A 21,535-nucleotide genomic window follows, 5' to 3' on the forward strand; every position below is an offset into this window, starting at 1 on the left:
CCCCCAGCCGGGCCATGCCGCCCGCCACGCGTGATTTGCAGCCGTCGCAAGCAAGAATTTGGCGGTAGCGGGGCCCCGCCCGGATAGCCGCCGACGCAGCGGGATCCGTAGGCCCCCGCGGGCGCCTCACTGCCCCTTGAACACCGGCTTGCGCTTCTCGCGGAACGCCGCGAGCGCCTCCTTCGTGTCCTCGGTTTCGGCCAGCGCCGCTGTCTGGCTCTGCTCGTAGCGATAGCCGTCGCGCAGCGGCAGTTCCTCGGTCAATCCGAACGAACGCTTGGCCGCGACGACCGCGAGCGGCACCTTCTCCGCGATCGTCTTGCCGATCGCTTGCGCCTCGGCCACGACGCGCTCGCGCGGCACGCAGACGGACGCGACGTTCATGCGGTAGAGTTCGGCGCCCGACATGCGCTTGGCCGTATAGATCATCAGGCGCGCATCCGACGGGCTGAACGAGCGCAAGACGTGGCGGACGCCGCCTGCGAGCCCGTAGTCGACCTCGGTCATGGACATGTAGGCTTCCTCGGCGATGACGAGGATGTCGGAGACGAGGGCGAGCACGCAACCGGCGCCGATCGCCGCGCCGTTGACGGCCGCGATCACCGGCTTCGGGCATTCCATCACGCAATCGAACGAGGCACGCACCAGACGGTTGTGACGCGAATAGCCGCCCGGCTCCTGCAGCAGCGCGGGGCGCTCCGACAGATCCGCACCGGCCGAGAAAATCTTGCCGTCGCCTGTCAGCACGATCGCGCGCACGTCGATCTCGGCGCCGAGCACGTCGAAAATCCGGATGATCTCTTCGCGAAACTTGCGATCCTGCGAGTTCACCGGCGGCGCTGTGATCGTCAGCGTCGCGACGTGATCGGTGACGTCGATGCGGAAACGTTCGAGCGTTTCGAGACCTTTCATGGGGTAGTCCTTTCGAAGCCGTAGAGGCTAGCCGGATTGTCGACGAGAATGCGGGTGCGCTGCGCCGGATCGGGCACCCAGCGGCGCAGGAGATCGAGCATTTGACCGGCATCCGGCGCCGGGTTCATGCGCACATAGGGCCAGTCAGACCCCCACACGACACGTTCCGGCGCGGCGGCGATCAGGGCGTCGTGGAAGACGCGCGCATCGTCATGCCCGGGTTGTTGCGACACACGGCAAACCGTCAGCTTGGCCCAGACGTCGCTGTCGGCGAGGCGCGCGCGAATGGATCTGAAGGCAGCGGCATTAGGCCCGTACAGCCGGTCAGGACACGCCATGTGGTCCAGCACCAGCGGCACGTTCGACCGCAGCAAATGCGGCAGCCAGTCCGCGAGAACATCCGCCCTGGCCCATAGCTGGGCGTGAAGGCCAACCGCCCGCATGCGCGGCGCCAGCACCCCGATGGCATCGAAGCCGACGCTGCCGGGATAACGGTTGCCATCCGGTGGGCGCATTTCGACGAAGCGGAGCCCGACGATGCCCGCGGCGCGCCAGGCCGCGAGTGTGCCGGTGTCGACGCCGGGATATGCGACCGCAATGCCGCGGAGCGTGTCGGGCGCGTCCGCGATGGCGCTCAGCATTGCATCGGGATGGCTGCCATAGGGCGCCGGCTGAACCAGCACGCCGCGCGTCAGGCGAAGCGTCCGGCGCAGGGCGGCCGCGACCTGCGGCGTCGCGTCGGGAAGCGCGTAGACCGGCCGCGCCGCCGGAGGGAAGCGATCGTGCGGGCCGAACACGTGAAAATGCGCATCGCACGCGCCGGGCGGCAGCGCCCAGCCCGGCACGCTGGCGTTCGGCGCCGGAACGGTCTCGAAGCCGGCCGCCGTCACGACGCGCTCCCGTGGCGACCCGGCAGCAGGGTGACCAGGATCGTCTCGGGCTCCAGACCCGTCGCGCCCTCGGGTAACGGCAATTGGTGCGCATTCAACGTCTGCGCCACCATCGTGTAATAGCCGATCACGGCCGTCAGCTCGACCGCGCCGCGCGCGCCCCAGCGGCGCAATACGGCGTCATACGTGTCTGCCGGCACGCGCCCGGTCTGCTGCAAAGCGCGCGCGAACTCGTAGACCTCGAACTCCGCCGCGTCGTCGAACGCCGGGCTTTCGAGGGCTGCGATGGTATCGACGATCTGCTGCTTCAGGCCCGCCGCTACCGCGGCGCGCGCATGCACCCACCACTCCACCTGCGCTGTCCAACGCCGTCCCGTCACGATGATCGCGAGTTCGTTGAGGCGTGCCGGCAAACAGGTGCGGTAGCGCAGAAACTCGCCGAGCACCGACCATGCCGACGCCAGCTCCGGGCTGTGGATCGCGGCGCGCAACGGACCGATCATCTGCCCGCGCGGACCCGACACGACCGAGTCGTGGAGACGGCGCTGCTCGGCGTTCATGTCTGCGACGTCGAGCAGTGGAATGCGCGGGCGCTGGTCCTCGACGCCGGTCACGATGCGCCTGCCGCGAGCAGCCCGAGTTCGCGCAGCACCTCCTGCGTATGTTGACCGAGCAGGGGCGGCGCCCGGTCGAAGCGCAACGGCGCGTCGGCGAGCCTGATCGGGCTCACGACCTGGGGGACGCTGCCGGCGAGCGGATGCGCCAGGTGCCGCAGCATCCCGCGATGTTGCAGTTGGGGATCGGCAAAGACTTGAGGGATGGTGTTGATCGGTGCGGCCGGCACGCCGGCGGCGTCCAGCGCCGCAACGAGCGCGTCCCGCTGCCACGCGGCGAAGGCCCCGGACAACAGCGCCGTCAGGTCGGCATTGGCGCGGACGCGGGCCGCGTTGGTCGCGAAACGCGGGTCGCGCGCGAGACCAGCGTCGCCGATCACCTCGCACAGCCTTGCGAACTGACCGTCATTGCCGACCGCGAGCACGAAATGTCCGTCGGACGCCGCAAACACGTCCTGCGGCTGGATGTTGGGATGGCGGTTGCCGCCGCGCTGCGGCGTTTTGCCGGAGACGAGATGATTCATCGCCTGGTTGGCGAGGAACGCCGCCGCGACATCGAGCATGGCGAGGTCGATGGTCTCGCCATGCCCCGTCTCGGCGCGTCGTGCGAGTGCCGCAAGAATGGCCACAGTCGCGTACATGCCCGTCATCAGATCGACAACGGGAACGCCGACCTTCTGCGGGCCGCCGCCGGGTTCGCCGTCGCGCTCGCCGGTCACGCTCATCAGGCCGCCCATGGCCTGGACCGCGAAGTCGTATGCGGCGTTCTGGCTCCTCGGACCGTCCTGGCCGAAACCGGTGACCGAACAGTAGACGAGCGACGGCTTCAGCCCGCGCAACGACGCCGCATCGAGACCGTACTTCGCGAGAGCGCCGACCTTGAAATTCTCGATCACGACATCGCATCGCTGCGCCATGGCGCGGATCAATTGCTGGCCCTCGGCGGTCGCGATGTCGACGGCAACCGATCGCTTGCCGCGATTGACCGAGAGGAAATAGCCGCTTTCACCGGTGGCGCTGCCCTCCCGGCCCTTAAGAAACGGCGGCCCCCAGGCGCGCGTATCGTCGCCTGCGCCCGGCCGCTCGATCTTGATGACGTCGGCGCCGAGATCGGCGAGAATCTGCGTCGCCCAGGGCGCTGCCATGATGCGCCCGAGGTCGAGCACGCGGATGTGCGTCAATGGACCCGTGCGTGGTTGCGCCGCCTCAGCCATCGACGATTTCCGTCGCCCGGGCCGACGGGCGCGCCGCAAACATGGCCTGCCACGCCGCCAGCCGGGGCCGGCCTTCGCGCCACGCGAGATCGGCAAAGCGGAAGTCCAGATAGGAGAGCGCGCAGCCGACCGCGATGTGCCCGATTCCGAACGGTTCGCTTTCCAGAGCGCCCGCCTCCGCCTCCATGCGGTCGAGCGTGGCGGCGGCCTTGACGGCAAAGGCGTCGAGCCACTCGTGCGTCTGCCGGCCGGCCGGCTTGTCGCGCTCGTTGCGCCAGAGCACGAGCAGGTCGAGCAGGCCGTCGGCGAGAGCCTGGTGGCTCAGCACCAGCCAGCGCTGCCTACCCGCCGGTGCGAGCAGCCGGCCGCCTCCGGCGAGACTGTCGAGATATTCGACGATGACCGCCGAATCGACCAGGACCGTGCCGTCCCCGAGAACCAGCGCCGGGATCTTGCTCAACGGATTGTCCAGCATGATCGAGGCGTTGGGTTTGCTCATCGCCGCGACACTACGCACGCATTCGATTTTTTCGGCGAGGCCAAGTTCGTGCGCGGCGACCATCACCTTTCGCACGAATGGCGACCGTGGAGACCAATGCAGTTTCATGCTTTCGCCCGTCGAGAATGCAGGCCGCTTCAAGGGCCTTCCTTTCGCGGTAAAGGTCATATATACGGACTTTTGTCAATTCGAACTGCCAGCCGGGGGAAAGCCGTGGCGAGCCTGACCGACGCCGGAGTACCTTTGAGCCGTAGCGCCGTGGCGCGCTACATCCAGCTCGCGACCCTGTTCCGCAGCCGCATCATGTCCGGCCAGTGGGCCGCCGGCGCGCAGATCCCGACCATCGAAGCGCTGATGGCCGAATGCGGCGTCGCGCGTGCAACGATCCGCCAAGCGCTCGGCCTGCTCGAGGACGAAGGCCTCGTCTCGCGCTATCGCGCCAAGGGCACGTTCGTCACGAACAAGGCCCGGGCGCATGTCTGGCTCGACGTGACGACCGACCTCCGCGGCATGTTGAACACGCGCGACGGCGCGACGATCGAGGTGCTCGAGGATACGCTGGTTCCTGCGCCCGAGCGATGGCCGCACGATATCGGCACGATATCGCGGACCTACCGGCGGCTGCGGCGCCGCCACTCCCGCGACGGGCGGGCGTTCCTTATCGCCGAAGTCTATATCGACGCAGGCCTGGCGAGCCGCCTGCCGAAGCGCGCCATCACCACGCTGACCGCGATGCGCCTCGCCGCGAGCATTCCCGGCGTGCAGATCGAAAGCGCACGTCAGACCATGACGATCGGCAGTTCGGATCTGGAAGTCTCGGAACTGCTCGGATTGCCGCTGAATGCGCCGATCTGTTTTGTCGATCGCTCGGCGGTGGATCAGCGGGGACGGCTGGTGCTGGTGTCGAAGGGCATCTACCGCGGCGACGTCGTGCGCGTCGACATGGACGTCAAGTAATCGGCATGGGCCCGATAGGTTATAAGTATGTACTTATGCGTAGCATGGTCGCTTTGGCCGCGATGGGGCCGGTGATGGCTGGCCCGGCGGCGTCTGCCGAGATGACGCGCAGCCGCGAAATCGTGCGCTATGACAACATCGAAATCGATCTCATCGCCGAAGGGCGCGGGCCGCTGATCGTCATGCTGCCGTCGCGCGGCCGCGACTCCGAGGATTTCGACGATGTCGCGTCCCGGCTTGCACAGGCCGGCTATCGCGTCCTCCGGCCACAGCCGCGGGGCGCCTGCCGGAGTACGGGCCCGCTCGAAGGCATCCGGATGCAGGATCTCGCCCGCGATGTCGCGCATGTCATCGCCCGCGAGAACGCAGGCCCGGCCGTGATCGCCGGTCATGCCTACGGCAACTGGATTGCGCGCATGACCGCCACCGACCATCCCGCGCTTGTGCGCGGCATCGTTCTGATGGCGGCGGCGGCCAAGACGTTCCCGGACGAACTACGCGCCGTCGTGCAGCAATCCGCTGACGCGAGCCTGCCGGACGAGCCGCGCCTCGCGGCCTTGCGCAAGGGCTTCTTCCTTCCGGCCCATGACGCCTCCGTGTGGCTGCACGGCTGGGCACCGGCCGCGAACAAGGCGCAGGGCGCAGCAGCATCGGCGACGAAGCAGGCCGAATACTGGCAGGCCGGCACGGTTCCGATGCTCGATCTGGTTCCCGAGCGGGACCCGTTCAAACCGAAGGAGAAGTGGAACGAAAGCCGCGCGGAGTCCGGCGAGCGCGTGTCCGTCGTCGTGATTCCGAACGCCAGCCACGCGCTGATCCCGGAGCAGCCGGGCGCCGTCGTCGACGCCATCGTGGCATGGATCGCGAAGCTGTAACGCACCAAACAATGAAAACGAGGTGCAGCAAGCACCTCGCACATGGGAGGAAAGTAATGATGCGAAGTCTTGTTCGCGGGATGATCGTGGCCGCGCTTCTGGTCGGGCCGCAAATGGCACAGGCGCAGTCCTATCCCAGCAAGCCGATCAAGCTGGTCGTGCCGTTTCCGGCCGGAGGTCCGGCCGACACGATCGCGCGTGTGCTGACGGAGAAGATGGCGCCTCTGCTGGGCCAGCCGATCATCATCGAAAGCCGTGCCGGCGCCGGCGGCGTGACAGGAATAACGGCGGTCGCGAAAGCGGAGCCCGACGGCTACACCATCGGCCTTTCAAGCGCCGGCCCGCTCGCGATCACGCCGGTGCTTTCCGAGACGATGCCGTACGACGTGCACAGGGACTTGAAGCTCCTGACGCAGGTCGTCGAGGTTCCCGAATTGCTTGTTGTCGCCGACAACGTCCCGGCGAAGACATTCGGCGAACTGATCGCGCTCGCCAAGTCGAAACCGGGCAAGCTCAATTTCGCCTCGACCGGCGTCGGCGGCGTGCCGCACATGGCAGGCGAATTGCTCAAGGTGTCGGCGGGCGTCGACGTCGAGCACGTGCCGTATCGCGGCGCCGCACCCGCCGTGAACGACCTGCTCGGCGGTCACGTCAACATGATGTTCGCCGACATTCCCGTGCTGCTCGGCAACGTCACGGCCGGCAAACTCCGTGCGCTCGCCATCGGCAGCGCCCGGCGTGCCCCGAGCGCGCCAGATGTGCCGACGACGGCCGAGCTCGGCATGCCGCAAGTGCTCGCCAACAACTGGTATGGGCTGGTGGCGCCGAGCGGCATTCCAGCCGACGTCGCCGCCAAAATCTATTCAGCGGCTACCGAGGCGTTGAACTCGGCCGAGGTCAAGGACAAGCTCGCCCTTCAGGGCGCAACCACGGTCGGCAGCACGGGCGCAGAGTTTGCGGCACATGTGAAGGCCGAGATGGAGAAGTGGGCGCAGGTCGGCAAGGCGGCGGGCGTCAAGCTGCAGTGATTTGCATGAAGCCGGGCCGGCGAGCCGGAATAATGACCTGGCGCCTGAGTTACGCCCGCGCCCGCTCGTTGCGGATGCTCTGCAGTTCCACCGGGCGGTCGGGGATCGAGATCCGGAAGGTGGCGCCGATGGTGCCCTCAACCAGGTGGATGTCGCCGCCATGGGCGCGCACCAGTTCGGCGGCGATCGCAAGCCCCAGCCCGCTGCCGCCGAGGCGGCCGGAGGTCTGGAACGCCTCGAACAAATGCTCGCGCGCCTTCGCCGGCACACCGGGGCCGGTGTCGGACACCTCGATGATCGCGACCGAGCCTTCGCGGCGGCCGGTGATGCGGATCTGCAAGGTCGCGGCATCGCCCTTGGCGCTTTCCAGCGCCTGGGCGGCATTGCGCACCAGGTTGAGCAGCACGCGAAACAGCTGGTCGGGATCGGCGTCGATCGAAAGCGAGCGCTCGATCGCGCTGATCCAGGTGATCGAGGCATCGGCGGCGAGGCCGGCGGATTCGCGCACTTCGGTCACCACGGGTTCAACCTGGATCATGCGGCGGTCGGGCTCGGCTTCCTGCGCGCGGCCGTAAGAAAGGGTCGACTGGCAGAAGTCGATGGCGCGCTCCAGCGAGCGCATCAGTTTCGGCGCAAATCGCTGCACGCGCGGATCCGGCACGCTGGCCAATTGATCCGACAGCAATTGCGAGGACGCGAGAAGATTGCGCAGATCGTGGTTGATCTTCGACACCGCAAGGCCGAGCGCGGCGAGCCGGCTCTTCTGCGAGAGCATCGAGACCAGATCGCGCTGCATGTCGGACAGTTCGCGTTCCGCCACGCCGATCTCGTCGCCGCGCTGGCTCGGCACGATGATGCGCGCAGCACTTTCCGGATTTTCGTGGAAGCCGACCAGATTTGCAGTCAGCCGCCGCATCGGGCGGACGAACAGATAATGCAGCGCGAGATAGACCAGTCCCGCGGCGAGCATCGCGATCCCCAGCGAGACCAGCAGCAGATTGCGGGAAAACCGGTACATCGCCTGCCGCAACGGCTTTTCATCGACCACGACCTCGATGAATTGCGCGCCGCCGGGCGCAGGCCCCACCACGCGAATCGTCTGGTTGCCTCGCTCCAGCATCGTCTCGAAGGATTCGACGATCGCGGACCACACCGTCAGGGTCCGCATGTCGATGTCGCGGTCGATCGCCGGCGGCAGATCGGCGCTGGCGAGCATCCGGCGCTGCTGCCCCATCTTGATGGCAACCGCGCGTGCCCCGACGCTGGTCAGGATCTGACGCGCCAGCGAATCCGGCACCATCCCCAAGGGGGCCGCATCCAGCACCAAGGCGGCCGTGTTGGCCGCCGCGAGGCGGTCGTTCAGCCGGTTGGTCCAGAAATTTGCGATCGAAGGCACGTAGATCATCAAGAGCGCGATCATCACGAGCGGAATGGTCAGCAGCAAAAGCTTGCCGGACAAGCCGAGCCGACGCGGGCCCGTGCACCGCGGGGCTTGAGGGATCGGCTGGTCGTCGGTCGCTGACACGAATATCCGCCTTGATATCTATGTGATTGGAGCCCCATGTTTGGAGCCCTGCCGGACACAGGACCGGCGCTGGTCTTGACCCGTACACTGATTCCGAGGATGCGTTCTGCGCCCCTGACCGGTCAAATTACCGATCGCTAATGTCCGCGAGTTCCGATGGTCGGGGCGCGCCGCCTTCTCGCCCACAAAAACCCCGCGAAAACAGATATATTCGCCCCAATTGCGACGTTTCAAAGAACTGACGCTGCAGCAACCCCCGACATTGACGAAAACAGGTCGCTCCCGTATAAGCCGCGCCAACTGTCCGCGATGGCCCGGTTCCACCGGGGGCGGCTCGTTTGGGCCGTAAATGGCCCCTTTTCGGGCTGGCCCGCATCACCGGACGCATCTCAATCCAACAGGCAAATTGCCCGGTCAGCGGAGAAATACCCGTGAAGCGGACTTATCAACCCAGCAAACTGGTGCGCAAGCGCCGTCACGGCTTCCGCGCCCGTCTCGCCACCGCCGGCGGTCGCAAGGTTCTCGCCGCCCGTCGTGCGCGCGGCCGCAAGCGTCTGAGCGCCTGAGCCGGATCTTCCGGAGATTTCATTCATGGATCGGCTGAGGCAGCGGGCGGACTTTCTCGCCGTTGCCAATGGCACGCGGGCGAACAGCGCTGCCTTCGTCGTGCAGGGCCGCTCCCGCGACGATGACGGCCCGATCCGGATCGGTTTCACCGTTACCAAAAAGAACGGTACTGCCACCGAGCGCAATCGCATCCGGCGCCGGCTTCGCGAACTCGTGAAGCGGCTGGACGTCATATCCATGCGACCACACCATGATTATGTGCTGGTAGGCCGCCGGGCCGCGCTCACCCGCGACTTCTCAACCATGCTCGACGATCTCCGCTCGGCGCTGCATCGCCTCGACCGGCAGCCGACCAAACTTCCGAATTGAATGGCGAGACCTCAAAAACGATGACCGACAATCGCAACACCATCCTCGCCGTCATTCTGTCCGGCCTCGTGCTGATCGCCTGGCAGTATTTCTACAACATGCCGCAGATGGAGCGGCAGCGCGCGCAAACCCAGACCCAGGCCGAGCTCAACAAGCCGGCGCCGCAGACGGCACCGGGATCGACCACGCCACAACCGGGCTCGGCGCCATCCGCCACCACGCCGGCCGGCCAGCCGGGCGCGCCCGCGCCCGTCGTCAGCCGCGACGCCGCGATCGCCGCCTCGCCCCGCATCAAGATCGAGACGCCGCGCCTTTCGGGCAGCATCGCGCTGAAGGGCGCGCGCGTCGACGACCTGTCGCTGGAGAAATTCCGCGATACCGTCGATCCGAAGTCGCCCGCGATCGTGCTGTTCTCGCCTTCGAACACGGCTCATCCCTATTATGCCGAGTTCGGCTGGGTCGCGGCCTCGGGCGCGACGGCGCGGCTTCCCGACCGTGAGACGGTGTGGCAGCAGGAGGGCTCCGGCAGCCTGACGCCCGGCACCCCGGTGACACTGAAATGGGACAATGGCGAAGGCCTCACCTTCCGCCGCACCATTGCGATCGACGACCGCTATCTCTTCACCATCAAGGACGACGTCACCAACGTCGGCGCTGCGCCGGTCACGCTCTATCCGTTCGCCCTCATCTCCCGCCACGGTACGCCTGAGGTCTCGGGCTACTACATCCTGCATGAAGGCCTGATCGGCTATCTCGGTGACAAGGGCCTGCAGGAGCACGGCTACAAGGCCGTCGCCGAGGCGCCTGTTCTGGGCAGCGGCGGACGGGGTTTTGAGTTCAATGTGACGAATGGCTGGCTCGGCATCACCGACAAGTATTGGGCCGCGGCGCTGTTGCCCGACACGACGGCGCGCCTCAAGGCCCGCTTCCTCGCCGAACCCGGCGCCAAGGTTCGCTATCAGACCGATTACCTGCAGGATCCGCAGACCATTGCGATCGGCGGCACCGGCAGCGCCAATGCGCGGCTGTTTGCGGGGGCCAAGGAGGCCGGCGTCGTCGGCATCAACTTCCCGCTGGCCGGCCACGGCGGCTACAACAAGCAGCTCGATCTGAACCATTTCGATCTCTTGATCGACTGGGGCTGGTTCTACTTCATCACCAAGCCGATGTTCCTGGCGCTCGACTATTTCTTCCACCTGGTCGGCAATTTCGGCGTCTCGATCCTGCTGGTGACGGTGCTGGTGAAGCTGCTGTTCTTCCCGCTCGCCAACAAATCCTATGCCTCGATGGCGAAGATGAAGTCGGTGCAGCCGCAACTGGCCGCGCTGAAGGAGCGCTATCCGGACGACCGCCAGAAGCAGCAGCAGGAGATGATGGAGATCTACCGCAAGGAGAAGATCAACCCGATCGCCGGCTGTCTTCCCGTCGCGCTACAGATCCCGGTGTTCTTCTCGCTCTACAAGGTGCTGTTCGTCACCATCGAAATGCGCCACGCCCCGTTCTACGGCTGGATCAAGGACCTCTCGGCCCCCGATCCGACCAACCTGTTCAACCTGTTCGGTCTGCTGCCCTTCGATCCGACGCATATACCGGTGATCGGATTTTACCTCGCGCTCGGCGTCTGGCCGATCATCATGGGCATCACGATGTGGTTCCAGATGAAGCTGAACCCGACGCCGCCGGATCCGACCCAGAAGATGATCTTCGACTGGATGCCGCTGATCTTCACCTTCATGCTGGCGGGCTTCCCGGCGGGTCTGGTGATCTACTGGGCCTGGAACAACCTGCTCTCGGTCCTGCAGCAGAGCTACATCATGCGCAAGAACGGCGTGAAGGTGGAGCTATTCGACAACATCAAGGCGACGTTCGCGCCCAAGAAGGCCGTCGAGAAGACGTGATAATCGCGTTTGCTCGCAATGCACTCCGTCATTGCGAGCGAAGCGAAGCAATCCATACCTCATCACGGGGATAGATGGATTGCTTCGTCGCTACGCTCCTCGCAATGACGGCGTGAAACCGAGAACCTTCGCATGAACGCTGACATCGATGCGAAGCTGATCGAAGAGGGCCGAAAACTCTTCGCTGGCGACTGGAAGTTCGTCTGGGCCTCGCCCTCGATCGAGACGCTGCCGCCGATGGCGGGCGTGGAGGTGGCGTTCGCCGGCCGCTCCAATGTCGGCAAATCGAGCCTGATCAATGCGCTCACCGGCCGCAACGCGCTGGCGCGCACCTCGCATACGCCGGGCCGCACCCAGGAACTGATCTTCTTCGACGGCCCGGACAGCGCAGGACTGCGGCTGGTCGACATGCCCGGCTATGGCTACGCCTCGGCGCCCAAGACGCAGGTCGCGTCATGGACCAAGCTGATCCATCAATTCCTGCAGGGACGCGCCACGCTGGCGCGGGTCTATGTGCTGATCGACGCGCGCCACGGCATCAAGGATGTCGACCAGGACGTGCTCAAGACGCTGGATAAATCCGCCGTGAGCTATCAGGTGGTGCTGACCAAGGCGGATCAGGTGAAGGCGACTGAGCTGGAGAGGAACATCGAGCAAACCACGGCGGCGCTCGCCAAGCATCCGGCGGCGTTTCCGGAAGTATTGGTAACGTCCTCGCGCTCCGGCGCCGGAATGCCGGAATTGCGCGCCGCGATGGTGCGCCTGTTGCACGAGCGCGCCCGATGAACCGCACGGCCCGCATCCTGATCGTGCTCGCCGCTATCATGGGCGCCGATGGCGTCATGCTGGCAGCCGCTTCCGCCCATGGCGCGGACGCGTCGCGGCTGGCTTCCGCCTCGTCGATGCTGCTGTTTCATGCCAGCGCGGTATTAGGTGCCGTCGCGCTGGCCGAGCGCGGGATTGTCCATGGCCGCATCGGGATCGTGGCCGCGTTCGGCTTCGTGCTAGCGGCAAGCCTGTTCGCCGGCGACCTGACGCTGCGGCATTATGCCGGGCATGGCCTGTTTCCGATGGCCGCGCCGACCGGCGGGACGCTGCTGATTGTGAGCTGGCTGGGACTGGCGGTCGCGGCGGCCTGGCCGAAGCGGGGTAAAATTCCGTAGCCCGGACGGAGCGAAGCGCAATCCGGGAAAACTGCATCATTGGACGGGACTGCCCCGGATTTCGCGGAGCCTGTCATCGGGCGCGCATTCGCGCGACCCGTTGGCTCCATCCGGGCTACGGCCTTTGCGATCCCCCACTTTGCGCCCTGCCCGCCAATCGGATAGAACCCGCCCCGACATCTGGAATGGCGAGACCCCGCTTCATGACATCAGCGCCGAATATCAGCCCACTCGATCAGGCCCGCATCCTGTCGGAAGCGCTGCCGCATATGCAGCAATATGACGAGGAAACCATCGTCATTAAATATGGCGGCCATGCCATGGGCGCGGAAGAAACCGCCAAGGCGTTCGCGCGCGACATCGTGCTTTTGGAGCAGACCGCGATCAATCCGGTGGTGGTGCATGGCGGCGGGCCGCAGATCGCGACCATGCTCAAGCGGCTCGGCATCCAGTCGGAATTCGCCGCCGGGCTTCGCATCACCGATGCCGCCACCATCGAGATCGTCGAGATGGTGCTGGCGGGCTCGGTCAACAAGCAGCTGGTCGGCTACATCAACGAGGCCGGCGGCAAGGCCGTGGGCTTAAGCGGCAAGGACGGCAACATGGTGAAGGCGTCGAAGACGTCGCGCACCATGGTCGATCCGGATTCCAACATCGAAAAGGCGATCGACCTCGGCTTCGTCGGCGATCCCGACAAGGTCGATCTGACGCTGTTGAACCAGTTGATCGGCTACGAGCTGATCCCGGTGCTGGCGCCGCTCGCGACCTCGCATGACGGCCACACGCTCAACGTCAACGCCGATACCTTTGCCGGCGCGGTGGCGGGCGCGCTGAAGGCGAAGCGGCTGCTGCTCCTGACCGACGTTCCCGGCGTGCTCGACAAGTCGAAGAAGCTGATTCCGGAGCTGTCGGTGAAGGACGCGCGAAAACTGATCGCCGACGGCACGATTTCCGGCGGCATGATCCCGAAGGTCGAGACCTGCATCTACGCGCTGGAACAGGGCGTGCAGGGCGTCGTCATCATCGACGGCAAGACGCAGCATGCGGTGCTGCTCGAATTGTTCACCAACCAGGGCACCGGCACGCTGATCCACAAGTGATGCACGAGCGGCAAAAGATGGTCGTCATGGCCGGGCATAGTCGTCCGAAGGACGGCGTCGCTCCCGCTAGCCTGCGCCCGGCCATCCACGCCTTTGCCGGCCGTGCGAAGAACGTGGATGCCCGGGAGCGCCGGCAAGTTTACGCAGTCTGCGCAAGGCGGACGGCTATGCCCGGGCATGACGAGCGGAGAACGAAGCCACAGCTTCGATCTGTCCTCACTCGCCTCCTCATGTCCCTGCCGGCCGCGGCGATCTCGCTGTTCGCTTCCTCGCTGCCCGCCTCCGCCGACCTCAAACTCTGCAACCGCATGAGCTATGTGGTCGAGGCCGCGATCGGCATCGACGACAAATCGGCGACCGCGACGCGGGGCTGGTTCCGGATCGATCCCGCCGCCTGCCGCGTGGTGCTGCAGGGCGCGCTGACCGCCGACCGCATTCTTCTGAATGCGCGCGCGCTCGGCGTCTACGGTGCTTCGCCGATCCCGCAGAACGGCAGCGACACGCTGTGCATTGCGCCGGAAAATTTCGTCATCGCCGCCGCCCGCCAGTGCCGGGGCAACCAGACGCCTGCGCCCTTCACCCAGATCACGCCGACGCGGACCGACGACGGCAACCTCGTCGCCTATCTCGCCGAGGATTCCGAATATGACGACGAGCAGGCGCGGCTTGCCGGCATCCAGCGGCTGCTGGTGATCGCGGGCTATGACGCCGCTCCGATCGACGGCGTCGACGGGCCGAAGACGCAAGGCGCCCTCTCGGCATTCCTGAAGAGCCGCGGGCTTGCCGCTGATACCGTGCAGTCGCAAAATTTCTTCACCACCATGATCGACGCCGTGCAGAAGCCTTCCTCCACCGGGCTGACCTGGTGCAACGATACGCCGCACAAGATCATGGCGGCGGTCGCCACCGACGATGGCAAGGCGCTGACCAGTCGCGGCTGGTACCGGATCGATCCCGGCAAGTGCCTGCATCCCGATGTGACCGGCCAGCCCAAACAGGTCTACAGCTTTGCCGAAGCCGTCGACGGCGAAAACCGCGTAGTCAAATACAGGGACAAGCCGTTGAACTGGGGCGGAGCGAAAGAGCTCTGCACGCGCGAGAGCAAGTTCGAGATTTCAGAGCAGGGCGATTGCGGTAGCCGCGGGCTTGCGCCGATCGGCTTTGCGCCGGTGGACATGAGCAGCGGCGGCAAGACGCTGCGATTTGCGATGCCGTGATGAGTCACAATTCTATCGTCGTCCCTGCGAACGTGTTTGGTCCCGGGAGATTGGCTGGATGGAATCGGTGTAGAACGAGGCATCGCCTTTGTCAGGGAGTGCCTCGTGTCATGGAACTGAGCCTGCACGCCAACGCTGCGACGACGCCGAAGACGCGCGCCTACATCCAGCGCAGCAAGAGGTCGGTCGCTGAATTGGCAGCCGAGCTCGGGGTCAGCGAGACCACGATCCGTCGTTGGCGCGGCCGCAGCACCGTGGCGGACCGGCCGCATACGCCAAAGACCCTGCAGACCGGTCTGTCGGCGATCGAAGAGCGGCTGGTCTGCGAACTGCGGACATCGCTGCAATTACCGCTCGACGACATCGTCGAGGTGATGCGGCGATGCGTCAACGCCGAGCTGTCGCGCAGCGCCATCCACCGTTGCCTGCAGCGCCACGGCATCAGCGCACGCCCTAAACCTGACAAGCCAAAAGTTGGCGTCTTCCAGACCACCGGTATTGGCTTCATCCATATCGACCTCAAGCATCTGCCGGCGCTGCAGCGCCACAAGAGCTATGCCTTTGTCGCGATCGATCGTGCCACCCGCTACGTCTATGTCGAGGTCCATTCCAGGCGGGATGGCAAGACGGCAGCCGCCTTCCTCGCGCGCTTCCTGGCCCACTTCCCGCACGAGGTCCATACCATCCTGACCGACAACGGCGCCGAGTTCACCGACCGCTTCGCCGTCGACATGAAGAACAAGCCGCCCGGCCGGCCCTCCGGCAACCATCCCTTTGATCGCCTCTGTCAGCAGCGCGGCATCGAACATCGCCTGACCAAGCCTTATCATCCGCAGACCAACGGCCTGGTCGAACGCTTCAACCGGCGCATTGCCGAAGCCATCGGTCGCGAGGACAAACGCGGCGGTGCTCGCCGCACCTTCACCTGCCACGCCGATCGCGACGCTTTCCTCAGCAAGTTCGTCCACGACTATAATCGAACCCGCCTAAAATGCCTCGGCTACCAGGCGCCGATCCAGGCCCTTGCCAATCTCCCGGGACCGAACACGAACGCAGGGACCCATAACCACCGAACTGAGTTTTGGCTACGATGTCACCCAGGACCAAAGGCAACACGCACCGTGCACACCAATAACCGCCGCGGCGTATGGGTCCCTGCGTCCGCAGGGACGACGGGATGAGGGAGCAATGAAAACCAACTCGCCCCGCCCCTTCACGCACATCGACACCTGGGTGTTCGATCTCGACAACACGCTGTACCCGCATCACGTCAATCTGTGGCAGCAGGTCGACGCGAGGATCGGCGAGTTCATCAGCGCGTTCTTGAAAATCTCCGCGGAAGAAGCCCGCGTGATCCAGAAGGATTATTACCGCCGCTACGGCACCAGCATGCGCGGCATGATGACCGAGCACGGCGTGCACGCCGACGATTATCTGGCCTATGTGCACAAGATCGATCATTCGCCACTGGAGCCTAACCCCGCGATGGGGGGCTGCGATCGCAAAACTTCCCGGCCGCAAGCTGATCCTGACCAACGGCTCGACCGACCATGCCGGCGCGGTGCTGGAACGACTCGGCATAACAGAACATTTCGAGGCGGTGTTCGACATCATCGCCGCCGAACTGGAGCCGAAGCCGGCGCCGCAGACCTACGACAAGTTCCTGCGCGTCCACGGCGTTGATCCCCTGAAATCGGCGATGTTCGAAGATCTCGCCCGCAACCTCGTGGTGCCGCACCAGCTCGGCATGACCACGGTCCTGGTGGTGCCCGATGGCGCCAAGGAAGTGGTGCGCGAGGATTGGGAGCTGGAAGGCCGGGATGCGGCCTATGTCGATCATGTCACGGATGATCTGACCGGGTTTTTGGAGACGTTGAGCGCTGCGTAGCCCGGATGGAGCGCAGCGAAATCCGGGGACGGTCTCGCAAATGGTGAACAATCCCGGATTGCGCTTCGCTCCATCCGGGCTACGACGCTCTTGCCGCCTTGACTCTCCCCTCCCAAATCCCGAAAAAGCCCGTCAACTTCGCCCGAAAGCCTGAGGAAATCCCGATGTCCCTGTCCGCGCTCGAATCCACCGTCAACGCCGCCTTCGATGCCCGCGACGGCATTTCGACGTCGACCAAGGGCGAAGTTCGCGAGGCTGTAGATCACGCGCTCGAACTGCTCGACAAGGGCGAGGCGCGCGTCGCCGAGCGCGAAGCTAGCGGCAAGTGGAAGGTCAATCAGTGGCTGAAGAAGGCGGTGCTGCTGTCGTTCCGCCTCAACGACATGGGCGCTATACCCGGCGGCCCGGGCAAGGCCTCGTGGTGGGACAAGGTGCCCTCGAAGTTCGAGGGCTGGGGCGAGAACCGTTTTCGCGATGCAGGCTTCCGCGCCGTCCCCGGCTCGATCGTGCGCCGTTCGGCGTTCATCGCCCGCAACGTCGTGCTGATGCCGTCCTTCGTCAATCTCGGCGCCTATGTCGATGAGGCGACCATGATCGACACCCTGGTCCACTGTCGGAAGCTGCGCGCAGATCGGCAAGCGCGTGCATATTTCCGGCGGCGTCGGCATCGGCGGCGTGCTCGAGCCGCTGCAGGCCGAGCCCGTGATCGTCGAGGACGATTGCTTCATCGGCGCGCGCAGCGAAGTGGCGGAAGGCGTGATCGTGCGCAAGGGCGCGGTGCTGGCGATGGGCGTGTTCCTCGGCGCTTCCACCAAGATCGTCGACCGCGACACCGGCGAAATCTTCATCGGCGAGGTGCCGGAATATTCGGTCGTGGTTCCCGGCGCCCTGCCCGGCAAGCCCATGAAGAACGGCCAGCCCGGCCCCTCCACCGCCTGCGCCGTGATCGTCAAGCGCGTCGACGAGCGCACCCGCGCCAAGACCAGCATTAACGAGCTGCTGAGGGACTAGGATTCGGCCATTTCGGGCACGATCTGGCCCAAAGCCGGGCCGGATCACGCCCCGTTCGAACCCCGAGCCCCATGGCGCGACCAATGTACCGGATGGCGTAAATGCCGCCGTTCGGAGGTCGGGCGATGGACTACGTCTGGTATCTGTTCAGTTTCGAGGGCCGCATCAACCGCGCCCGGTACTGGCTGGCGACGCTGATCATCGTGTGCTGGATGATCTTCCTGGGCGCGCTGACGATCGGCCTTGTCGTCCTGTTCGGTGGCACCGCGCCGATAAATCTCGGCTACGGCTTCGAAGATCTCTTCAAGGTCTTCGATCCTGCTTCCTATCGATCGCTTTCTCTGGCCGACCTGCCCGGAATTTTTCTCAATACGGCCTTCTCCACGCTGTTCATGTGGGTCTGGCTGGCCACCTCGATCAAACGCCTCCATGACCGCGACAAGAGCGGCTGGTGGGTGATTCTGTTTTTCGCCGTTCCACTCTACAACAAGCTCGTCGATCTGCTTCCTGACGATTCCTATTTCTTGGATGCCGCCCTTCCGCTTGGCCTCATCGCGCTCGCTGGCTGCATCTGGATCTTCGTCGAATTGTACCTCATCAAGGGCTCCCGCAAGACCAATCGGTTCGGCCCCGATCCGCTGGCATCGCCGCCGCGGCCGGATACACGGCCGCCCTGGGACCAGCAGAGCGAGATCGAAATGGTGCCGCACAAGGCTGGCCCGCCGCCGGTTTGGCGTGTTAAGCCGGGCTATGAATGACGCCGTTTCCATTACCCGCGACTTGGTCCGCTGCCCGTCTGTCACCCCTGCCGATGCCGGCGCGCTTGGCGTCGTCGAGCGCCTGCTGAAAGACGCCGGCTTCGAGGTGCACCGCGTCACCTTCGGCGAACCCGGCACATCAGACATCGACAACCTCTACGCCCGCATCGGCACCGAGGCGCCGCACATCACCTTTGCCGGACATACCGACGTGGTGCCGCCCGGCGACGAAACCGCATGGACGCTCGGCGCGTTCTCCGGCGAGATCAGGGACGGTTTCCTCTATGGCCGCGGCGCGGTCGACATGAAGGGCGGCATCGCCTGCTGCGTCGCCGCGGTGCTCGACTATCTGAAAGACAATGGCGGCAAACCGCAAAAAAATGGCGGAGGTTCGATCTCGTTTTTGATCACCGGCGACGAGGAAGACATTTCCGTCAACGGCACCATCAAACTTCTGAAATGGTGCGCCGAGCGCGGCGAGAAATTCGATCATTGCGTGCTTGGCGAGCCGTCGAATGTCGAAGTGCTCGGCGACTGCATCAAGATCGGCCGCCGCGGCTCGCAATCCGGCACGCTCTATGTCGACGGCGTGCAGGGCCACGTCGCCTATCCGCACCGCGCGGCCAATCCAGTGCCGGATATTTCGCGGCTGATCCTGGCGCTCTCCGACGAGCCGCTCGATCACGGCAGCGCGCAGTTCCAGGCCTCCAATCTCGAATTCACCTCCGTCGATGTCGGCAACACCGCGAGCAATGTGATCCCCGGCCAGGCGCGCGCAAAATTCAACATCCGCTTCAACGACAACCACACCCAGGAAACGCTGCGCGCGCTGGTTGAGGAACGGCTGGCGAAGGCCTGTGGCAACCGCATCCGCGCCCGCATCGTGTGGGAATATTCCAACTCCAACGTGTTCGTGACCAAACCCGGCGCCTTCACCGATCTCGCGGTCGCCGCGATCGAGGAGGTGACGGGACGCAAGCCGGAGCTTTCGACGAGCGGCGGGACCTCGGATGCACGGTTCATCTCGAGCTATTGCCCGGTGATCGAGTTCGGCCTGGTCGGCCAGACCATGCACCAGATCGACGAGCGCACGCCGGTGTCGGATCTGGAAAAGCTGACTCGGATTTATCGGGGCGTGTTGAACCGATATTTTGGGTAGCTCTTCTCCCTCGCCCCGCACTTGCGGGGAGAGGGTCGGGGTTAGGGGCTCTTTCCACGAGTCGTGTGCGGTGATGGACCTGTACCCCCTCACCCGGATCGCACCGGACGATGCTTCGCATCGCCGAGGCGATCCGACCTCTCCCCGCAAGCGGGGCGAGGTTAAGCGAGGCCGACTCCAGCCGCGCCTAATACTCCACCCGCACCAGATACAATCCCTCCGGCGGGGCGACGGGGCCGCAGGCGGCGCGGTTGCGGGCAGCGAGCGCAGCGGCGAGGTCGTCTGCGCTCCAGCGGCCTTCGCCGACCCACACCAGCGAGCCCACCATCGAGCGCACCTGGCTGTGCAGGAACGAGCGTGCGGAAGTGAGGATCGAAACCGCGTCGCCGTCCCTGACGACATCGAGCTGATCGAGCGTCTTTTCCGGCGATTTTGCCTGGCATTCAGTATCGCGAAAGGTCGTGAAATCGTGCTTGCCGAGCAGCCGTTGCGCGGCGATGTGCATCGCGTCCGTATCGAGATGCCGCGGTATCCGCCAGCTCCGCTTGATATCGAGCGCGAGGTTGGCTCTGGCGTTGGTGATGCGGTAGCGGTAGTGGCGCTTTTTGGCGGAGAAACGCGCCTCGAAATCATCGGCGACGATCTCCGCCGAGAGCACGCCGATCGGATGCGGGCGTAAATGCGCGTTCAATCCGTCGCGCAGCCGGCCGGGCGGAAACGGCTTTTTTATATCGCAATGCGCCACCTGCCCCAGCGCATGCACGCCGGCATCGGTGCGACCCGAGCCATGGACCCGAACCTGCTCGCCGCAGATCGCCATCACCGCGGCTTCCAGCGCGCCCTGCACGGTCGGTGCGTTGTCCTGGATCTGCCAGCCGGAGAACGGCGTGCCGTCATATTCGATGATGAGTTTGTAGCGGGGCATCAGCCGAGCCGCGCCGGCGGTTTGAGCGGCGTCCCGCGCAGGAAATCCGCCGACTTCATCGGGCCCTTGCCGGCGCGTTGCAGTTCGAGAATGCGGATCGCGCCGTCGCCGCAGGCGATGGTCAGGCGATCGTCGAGCACTTCGCCGGGCCTGCCAGGGCCCTTTGCGGATTCACAGCGCAGTATCTTGATGCGGGCCGGTTCGCCATCGGTTGCGATCTCGCACCAGGCGCCGGGGAACGGCGACAGGCCGTGAATATGCCGCAGCACTTCACGCGCCGGCCTGCTCCAGTCGATCCGCGCTTCGGCTTTCTCGATCTTGGCAGCGTAGGTCACGCCATCTTCGCTCTGCTTGCTGAGCCGAAGCCCGCCGCGCTCAAGTCCACCCATCGCGCGCACCATCAAGTCAGCGCCGAGCGGGGCCAGCGCGTCATGGAGATCGGCGGCGGTCATGGTGTCCGTGATCGCCAGCCGCTCCGCCATCGCGACATCGCCGGTGTCGAGGCCGACATCCATCTTCATCACCATCACGCCGCTCTCGGCGTCGCCGGCCATGATGGCGCGGTTGATCGGCGCGGCGCCGCGCCAGCGCGGCAGCAGCGAGGCGTGCAGGTTGAAACAACCGAGCGGCGGCGCATCGAGAATCGTTTGCGGCAGGATCATGCCGTAGGCGACGACGACGGCCGCATCGGCATTGTGCGCGCGAAATGCCTCAAGCGCTTCCGGCGTCTTCAGCGTCACTGGCGTCAGCACGGGAATGCCGAGCCGCCGCGCCTCCTGCTCCACGGGCGTCGGTTGCATCTTCATGCCACGCCCCGCCGGCTTCGGCGCGCGGGTGTAGACAGCCACGACCTCATGGCCGTGGGCCACGAGTTCGAGCAGCGTCGGCACCGCGAAATCGGGCGTGCCCATGAAGATCAAACGGAGAGGCATGAGGTTCGAAGTATCCCGAGGAGGTTCGATTTTA

21 protein-coding genes and 2 pseudogenes are annotated in these 21,535 nt (G+C 65.3%); 15 read left to right on the top strand and 8 right to left on the bottom strand.

The features are described from left to right. Nucleotides 1–126 precede the first annotated feature (126 nt). From V1294_RS00285 to V1294_RS00305, 5 genes are read right to left on the bottom strand one after another with little or no spacing between them, the layout of a single operon-like run. Nucleotides 127–912 (bottom strand): enoyl-CoA hydratase/isomerase family protein, encoded by a 786-nt coding sequence (locus V1294_RS00285; RefSeq protein ID WP_334494434.1) that lies wholly within the window; start codon nt 910–912, stop codon nt 127–129. Continuing rightward, nucleotides 909–1,802 carry an amidohydrolase family protein gene (locus V1294_RS00290; RefSeq protein ID WP_334494436.1) on the bottom strand — a complete coding sequence of 298 codons (894 nt, stop codon included), beginning with the start codon at nt 1,800–1,802 and terminating at the stop codon, nt 909–911. The genes V1294_RS00285 and V1294_RS00290 overlap by 4 nt, the downstream gene beginning before the upstream one ends. Further along, complete coding sequence (locus V1294_RS00295) at nt 1,799–2,416, bottom strand: carboxymuconolactone decarboxylase family protein (protein WP_334486364.1); 618 nt, start codon at nt 2,414–2,416, stop codon at nt 1,799–1,801. The genes V1294_RS00290 and V1294_RS00295 overlap by 4 nt, the downstream gene beginning before the upstream one ends. Further along, complete coding sequence (locus V1294_RS00300; protein WP_334494438.1) at nt 2,413–3,630, bottom strand: CaiB/BaiF CoA transferase family protein; 1,218 nt, start codon at nt 3,628–3,630, stop codon at nt 2,413–2,415. The genes V1294_RS00295 and V1294_RS00300 overlap by 4 nt, the downstream gene beginning before the upstream one ends. Then, a complete protein-coding gene (locus tag V1294_RS00305; protein ID WP_334494439.1) occupies nt 3,623–4,297 on the bottom strand; it encodes a glutathione S-transferase family protein in 675 nt (224 codons plus the stop codon). The genes V1294_RS00300 and V1294_RS00305 overlap by 8 nt, the downstream gene beginning before the upstream one ends. 45 nt (nt 4,298–4,342) lie before the next feature. Here V1294_RS00305 and V1294_RS00310 point away from each other — a divergent pair, with 45 nt between their 5' ends. The 3 genes from V1294_RS00310 to V1294_RS00320 are packed head-to-tail and all read left to right on the top strand — an operon-like array spanning nt 4,343 to nt 6,989. Beyond that, the gene (locus tag V1294_RS00310; RefSeq protein WP_334494441.1) at nt 4,343–5,086 is read left to right on the top strand and encodes a GntR family transcriptional regulator; all 744 of its coding nucleotides are present in this window, start codon (nt 4,343–4,345) and stop codon (nt 5,084–5,086) included. 35 nt (nt 5,087–5,121) lie between these two features. Beyond that, on the top strand, nt 5,122–5,961 hold the full coding sequence (locus tag V1294_RS00315) for an alpha/beta fold hydrolase (protein WP_334494443.1): 840 nt from the start codon (nt 5,122–5,124) through the stop codon (nt 5,959–5,961). Nucleotides 5,962–6,017: 56 nt separating this feature from the next. Beyond that, nucleotides 6,018–6,989 carry a Bug family tripartite tricarboxylate transporter substrate binding protein gene (locus tag V1294_RS00320; RefSeq protein ID WP_334494445.1) on the top strand — a complete coding sequence of 324 codons (972 nt, stop codon included), beginning with the start codon at nt 6,018–6,020 and terminating at the stop codon, nt 6,987–6,989. Between the two features lie 49 nt (nt 6,990–7,038). Here the strand turns inward: V1294_RS00320 and V1294_RS00325 are convergent, their stop codons facing one another. Then, nucleotides 7,039–8,514, bottom strand: coding sequence for a HAMP domain-containing sensor histidine kinase (locus V1294_RS00325; protein ID WP_334486377.1), 1,476 nt, complete (start codon nt 8,512–8,514; stop codon nt 7,039–7,041). Nucleotides 8,515–8,945: 431 nt separating this feature from the next. On the opposite strand from V1294_RS00325, the gene rpmH reads away from it, so the two are divergent. From rpmH to dapE, 12 genes and pseudogenes are all read left to right on the top strand, one after another. Continuing rightward, complete coding sequence (rpmH, locus tag V1294_RS00330; protein WP_008542748.1) at nt 8,946–9,080, top strand: 50S ribosomal protein L34; 135 nt, start codon at nt 8,946–8,948, stop codon at nt 9,078–9,080. 25 nt (nt 9,081–9,105) lie between these two features. Then, the gene (gene rnpA / locus V1294_RS00335; RefSeq protein ID WP_334486379.1) at nt 9,106–9,450 is read left to right on the top strand and encodes a ribonuclease P protein component; all 345 of its coding nucleotides are present in this window, start codon (nt 9,106–9,108) and stop codon (nt 9,448–9,450) included. Between the two features lie 20 nt (nt 9,451–9,470). After that, complete coding sequence (yidC, locus tag V1294_RS00340) at nt 9,471–11,348, top strand: membrane protein insertase YidC (RefSeq protein WP_334494447.1); 1,878 nt, start codon at nt 9,471–9,473, stop codon at nt 11,346–11,348. Between the two features lie 132 nt (nt 11,349–11,480). Continuing rightward, the gene (gene yihA / locus V1294_RS00345) at nt 11,481–12,134 is read left to right on the top strand and encodes a ribosome biogenesis GTP-binding protein YihA/YsxC (protein WP_334494448.1); all 654 of its coding nucleotides are present in this window, start codon (nt 11,481–11,483) and stop codon (nt 12,132–12,134) included. Further along, entirely contained in the window at nt 12,131–12,511 is a 381-nt protein-coding gene (locus V1294_RS00350) for a DUF423 domain-containing protein (protein WP_334494449.1), read from the top strand. Before yihA ends, V1294_RS00350 begins: the two co-directional genes overlap by 4 nt. A 203-nt stretch (nt 12,512–12,714) precedes the next feature. Continuing rightward, nucleotides 12,715–13,611, top strand: a complete 897-nt coding sequence (gene argB, locus V1294_RS00355) for an acetylglutamate kinase (protein ID WP_334494451.1) — start codon at nt 12,715–12,717, stop codon at nt 13,609–13,611. A 230-nt stretch (nt 13,612–13,841) separates the two neighbouring features. Continuing rightward, nucleotides 13,842–14,828: a DUF1036 domain-containing protein gene (locus tag V1294_RS00360; protein ID WP_334494453.1), complete on the top strand. Its 987-nt coding sequence runs from the start codon at nt 13,842–13,844 to the stop codon at nt 14,826–14,828. A 110-nt stretch (nt 14,829–14,938) separates the two neighbouring features. Continuing rightward, on the top strand, nt 14,939–16,009 hold the full coding sequence (locus V1294_RS00365) for an IS481 family transposase (protein ID WP_334494454.1): 1,071 nt from the start codon (nt 14,939–14,941) through the stop codon (nt 16,007–16,009). A gap of 7 nt (nt 16,010–16,016) precedes the next feature. Beyond that, nucleotides 16,017–16,716, top strand: a pseudogene (locus V1294_RS00370) (pyrimidine 5'-nucleotidase). 164 nt (nt 16,717–16,880) lie between these two features. Then, nucleotides 16,881–17,727: pseudogene (dapD, locus tag V1294_RS00375) on the top strand (2,3,4,5-tetrahydropyridine-2,6-dicarboxylate N-succinyltransferase). Nucleotides 17,728–17,852: 125 nt separating this feature from the next. After that, complete coding sequence (locus tag V1294_RS00380) at nt 17,853–18,485, top strand: DUF805 domain-containing protein (protein WP_334494456.1); 633 nt, start codon at nt 17,853–17,855, stop codon at nt 18,483–18,485. Continuing rightward, entirely contained in the window at nt 18,478–19,644 is a 1,167-nt protein-coding gene (dapE, locus tag V1294_RS00385) for a succinyl-diaminopimelate desuccinylase (RefSeq protein WP_334494458.1), read from the top strand. Before V1294_RS00380 ends, dapE begins: the two co-directional genes overlap by 8 nt. A gap of 187 nt (nt 19,645–19,831) precedes the next feature. On the opposite strand, the gene truA is transcribed toward dapE, so the two are convergent. Together truA and fmt are read right to left on the bottom strand one after the other, a co-directional pair. Continuing rightward, nucleotides 19,832–20,569 carry a tRNA pseudouridine(38-40) synthase TruA gene (truA, locus tag V1294_RS00390; protein ID WP_334494460.1) on the bottom strand — a complete coding sequence of 246 codons (738 nt, stop codon included), beginning with the start codon at nt 20,567–20,569 and terminating at the stop codon, nt 19,832–19,834. Next, the gene (fmt, locus tag V1294_RS00395; RefSeq protein WP_334494462.1) at nt 20,569–21,501 is read right to left on the bottom strand and encodes a methionyl-tRNA formyltransferase; all 933 of its coding nucleotides are present in this window, start codon (nt 21,499–21,501) and stop codon (nt 20,569–20,571) included. Before fmt ends, truA begins: the two co-directional genes overlap by 1 nt. Nucleotides 21,502–21,535 lie beyond the last annotated feature (34 nt).

The organism is Bradyrhizobium sp. AZCC 1678 (genome assembly GCF_036924765.1).
Lineage (GTDB): Bacteria > Pseudomonadota > Alphaproteobacteria > Rhizobiales > Xanthobacteraceae > Bradyrhizobium > Bradyrhizobium algeriense.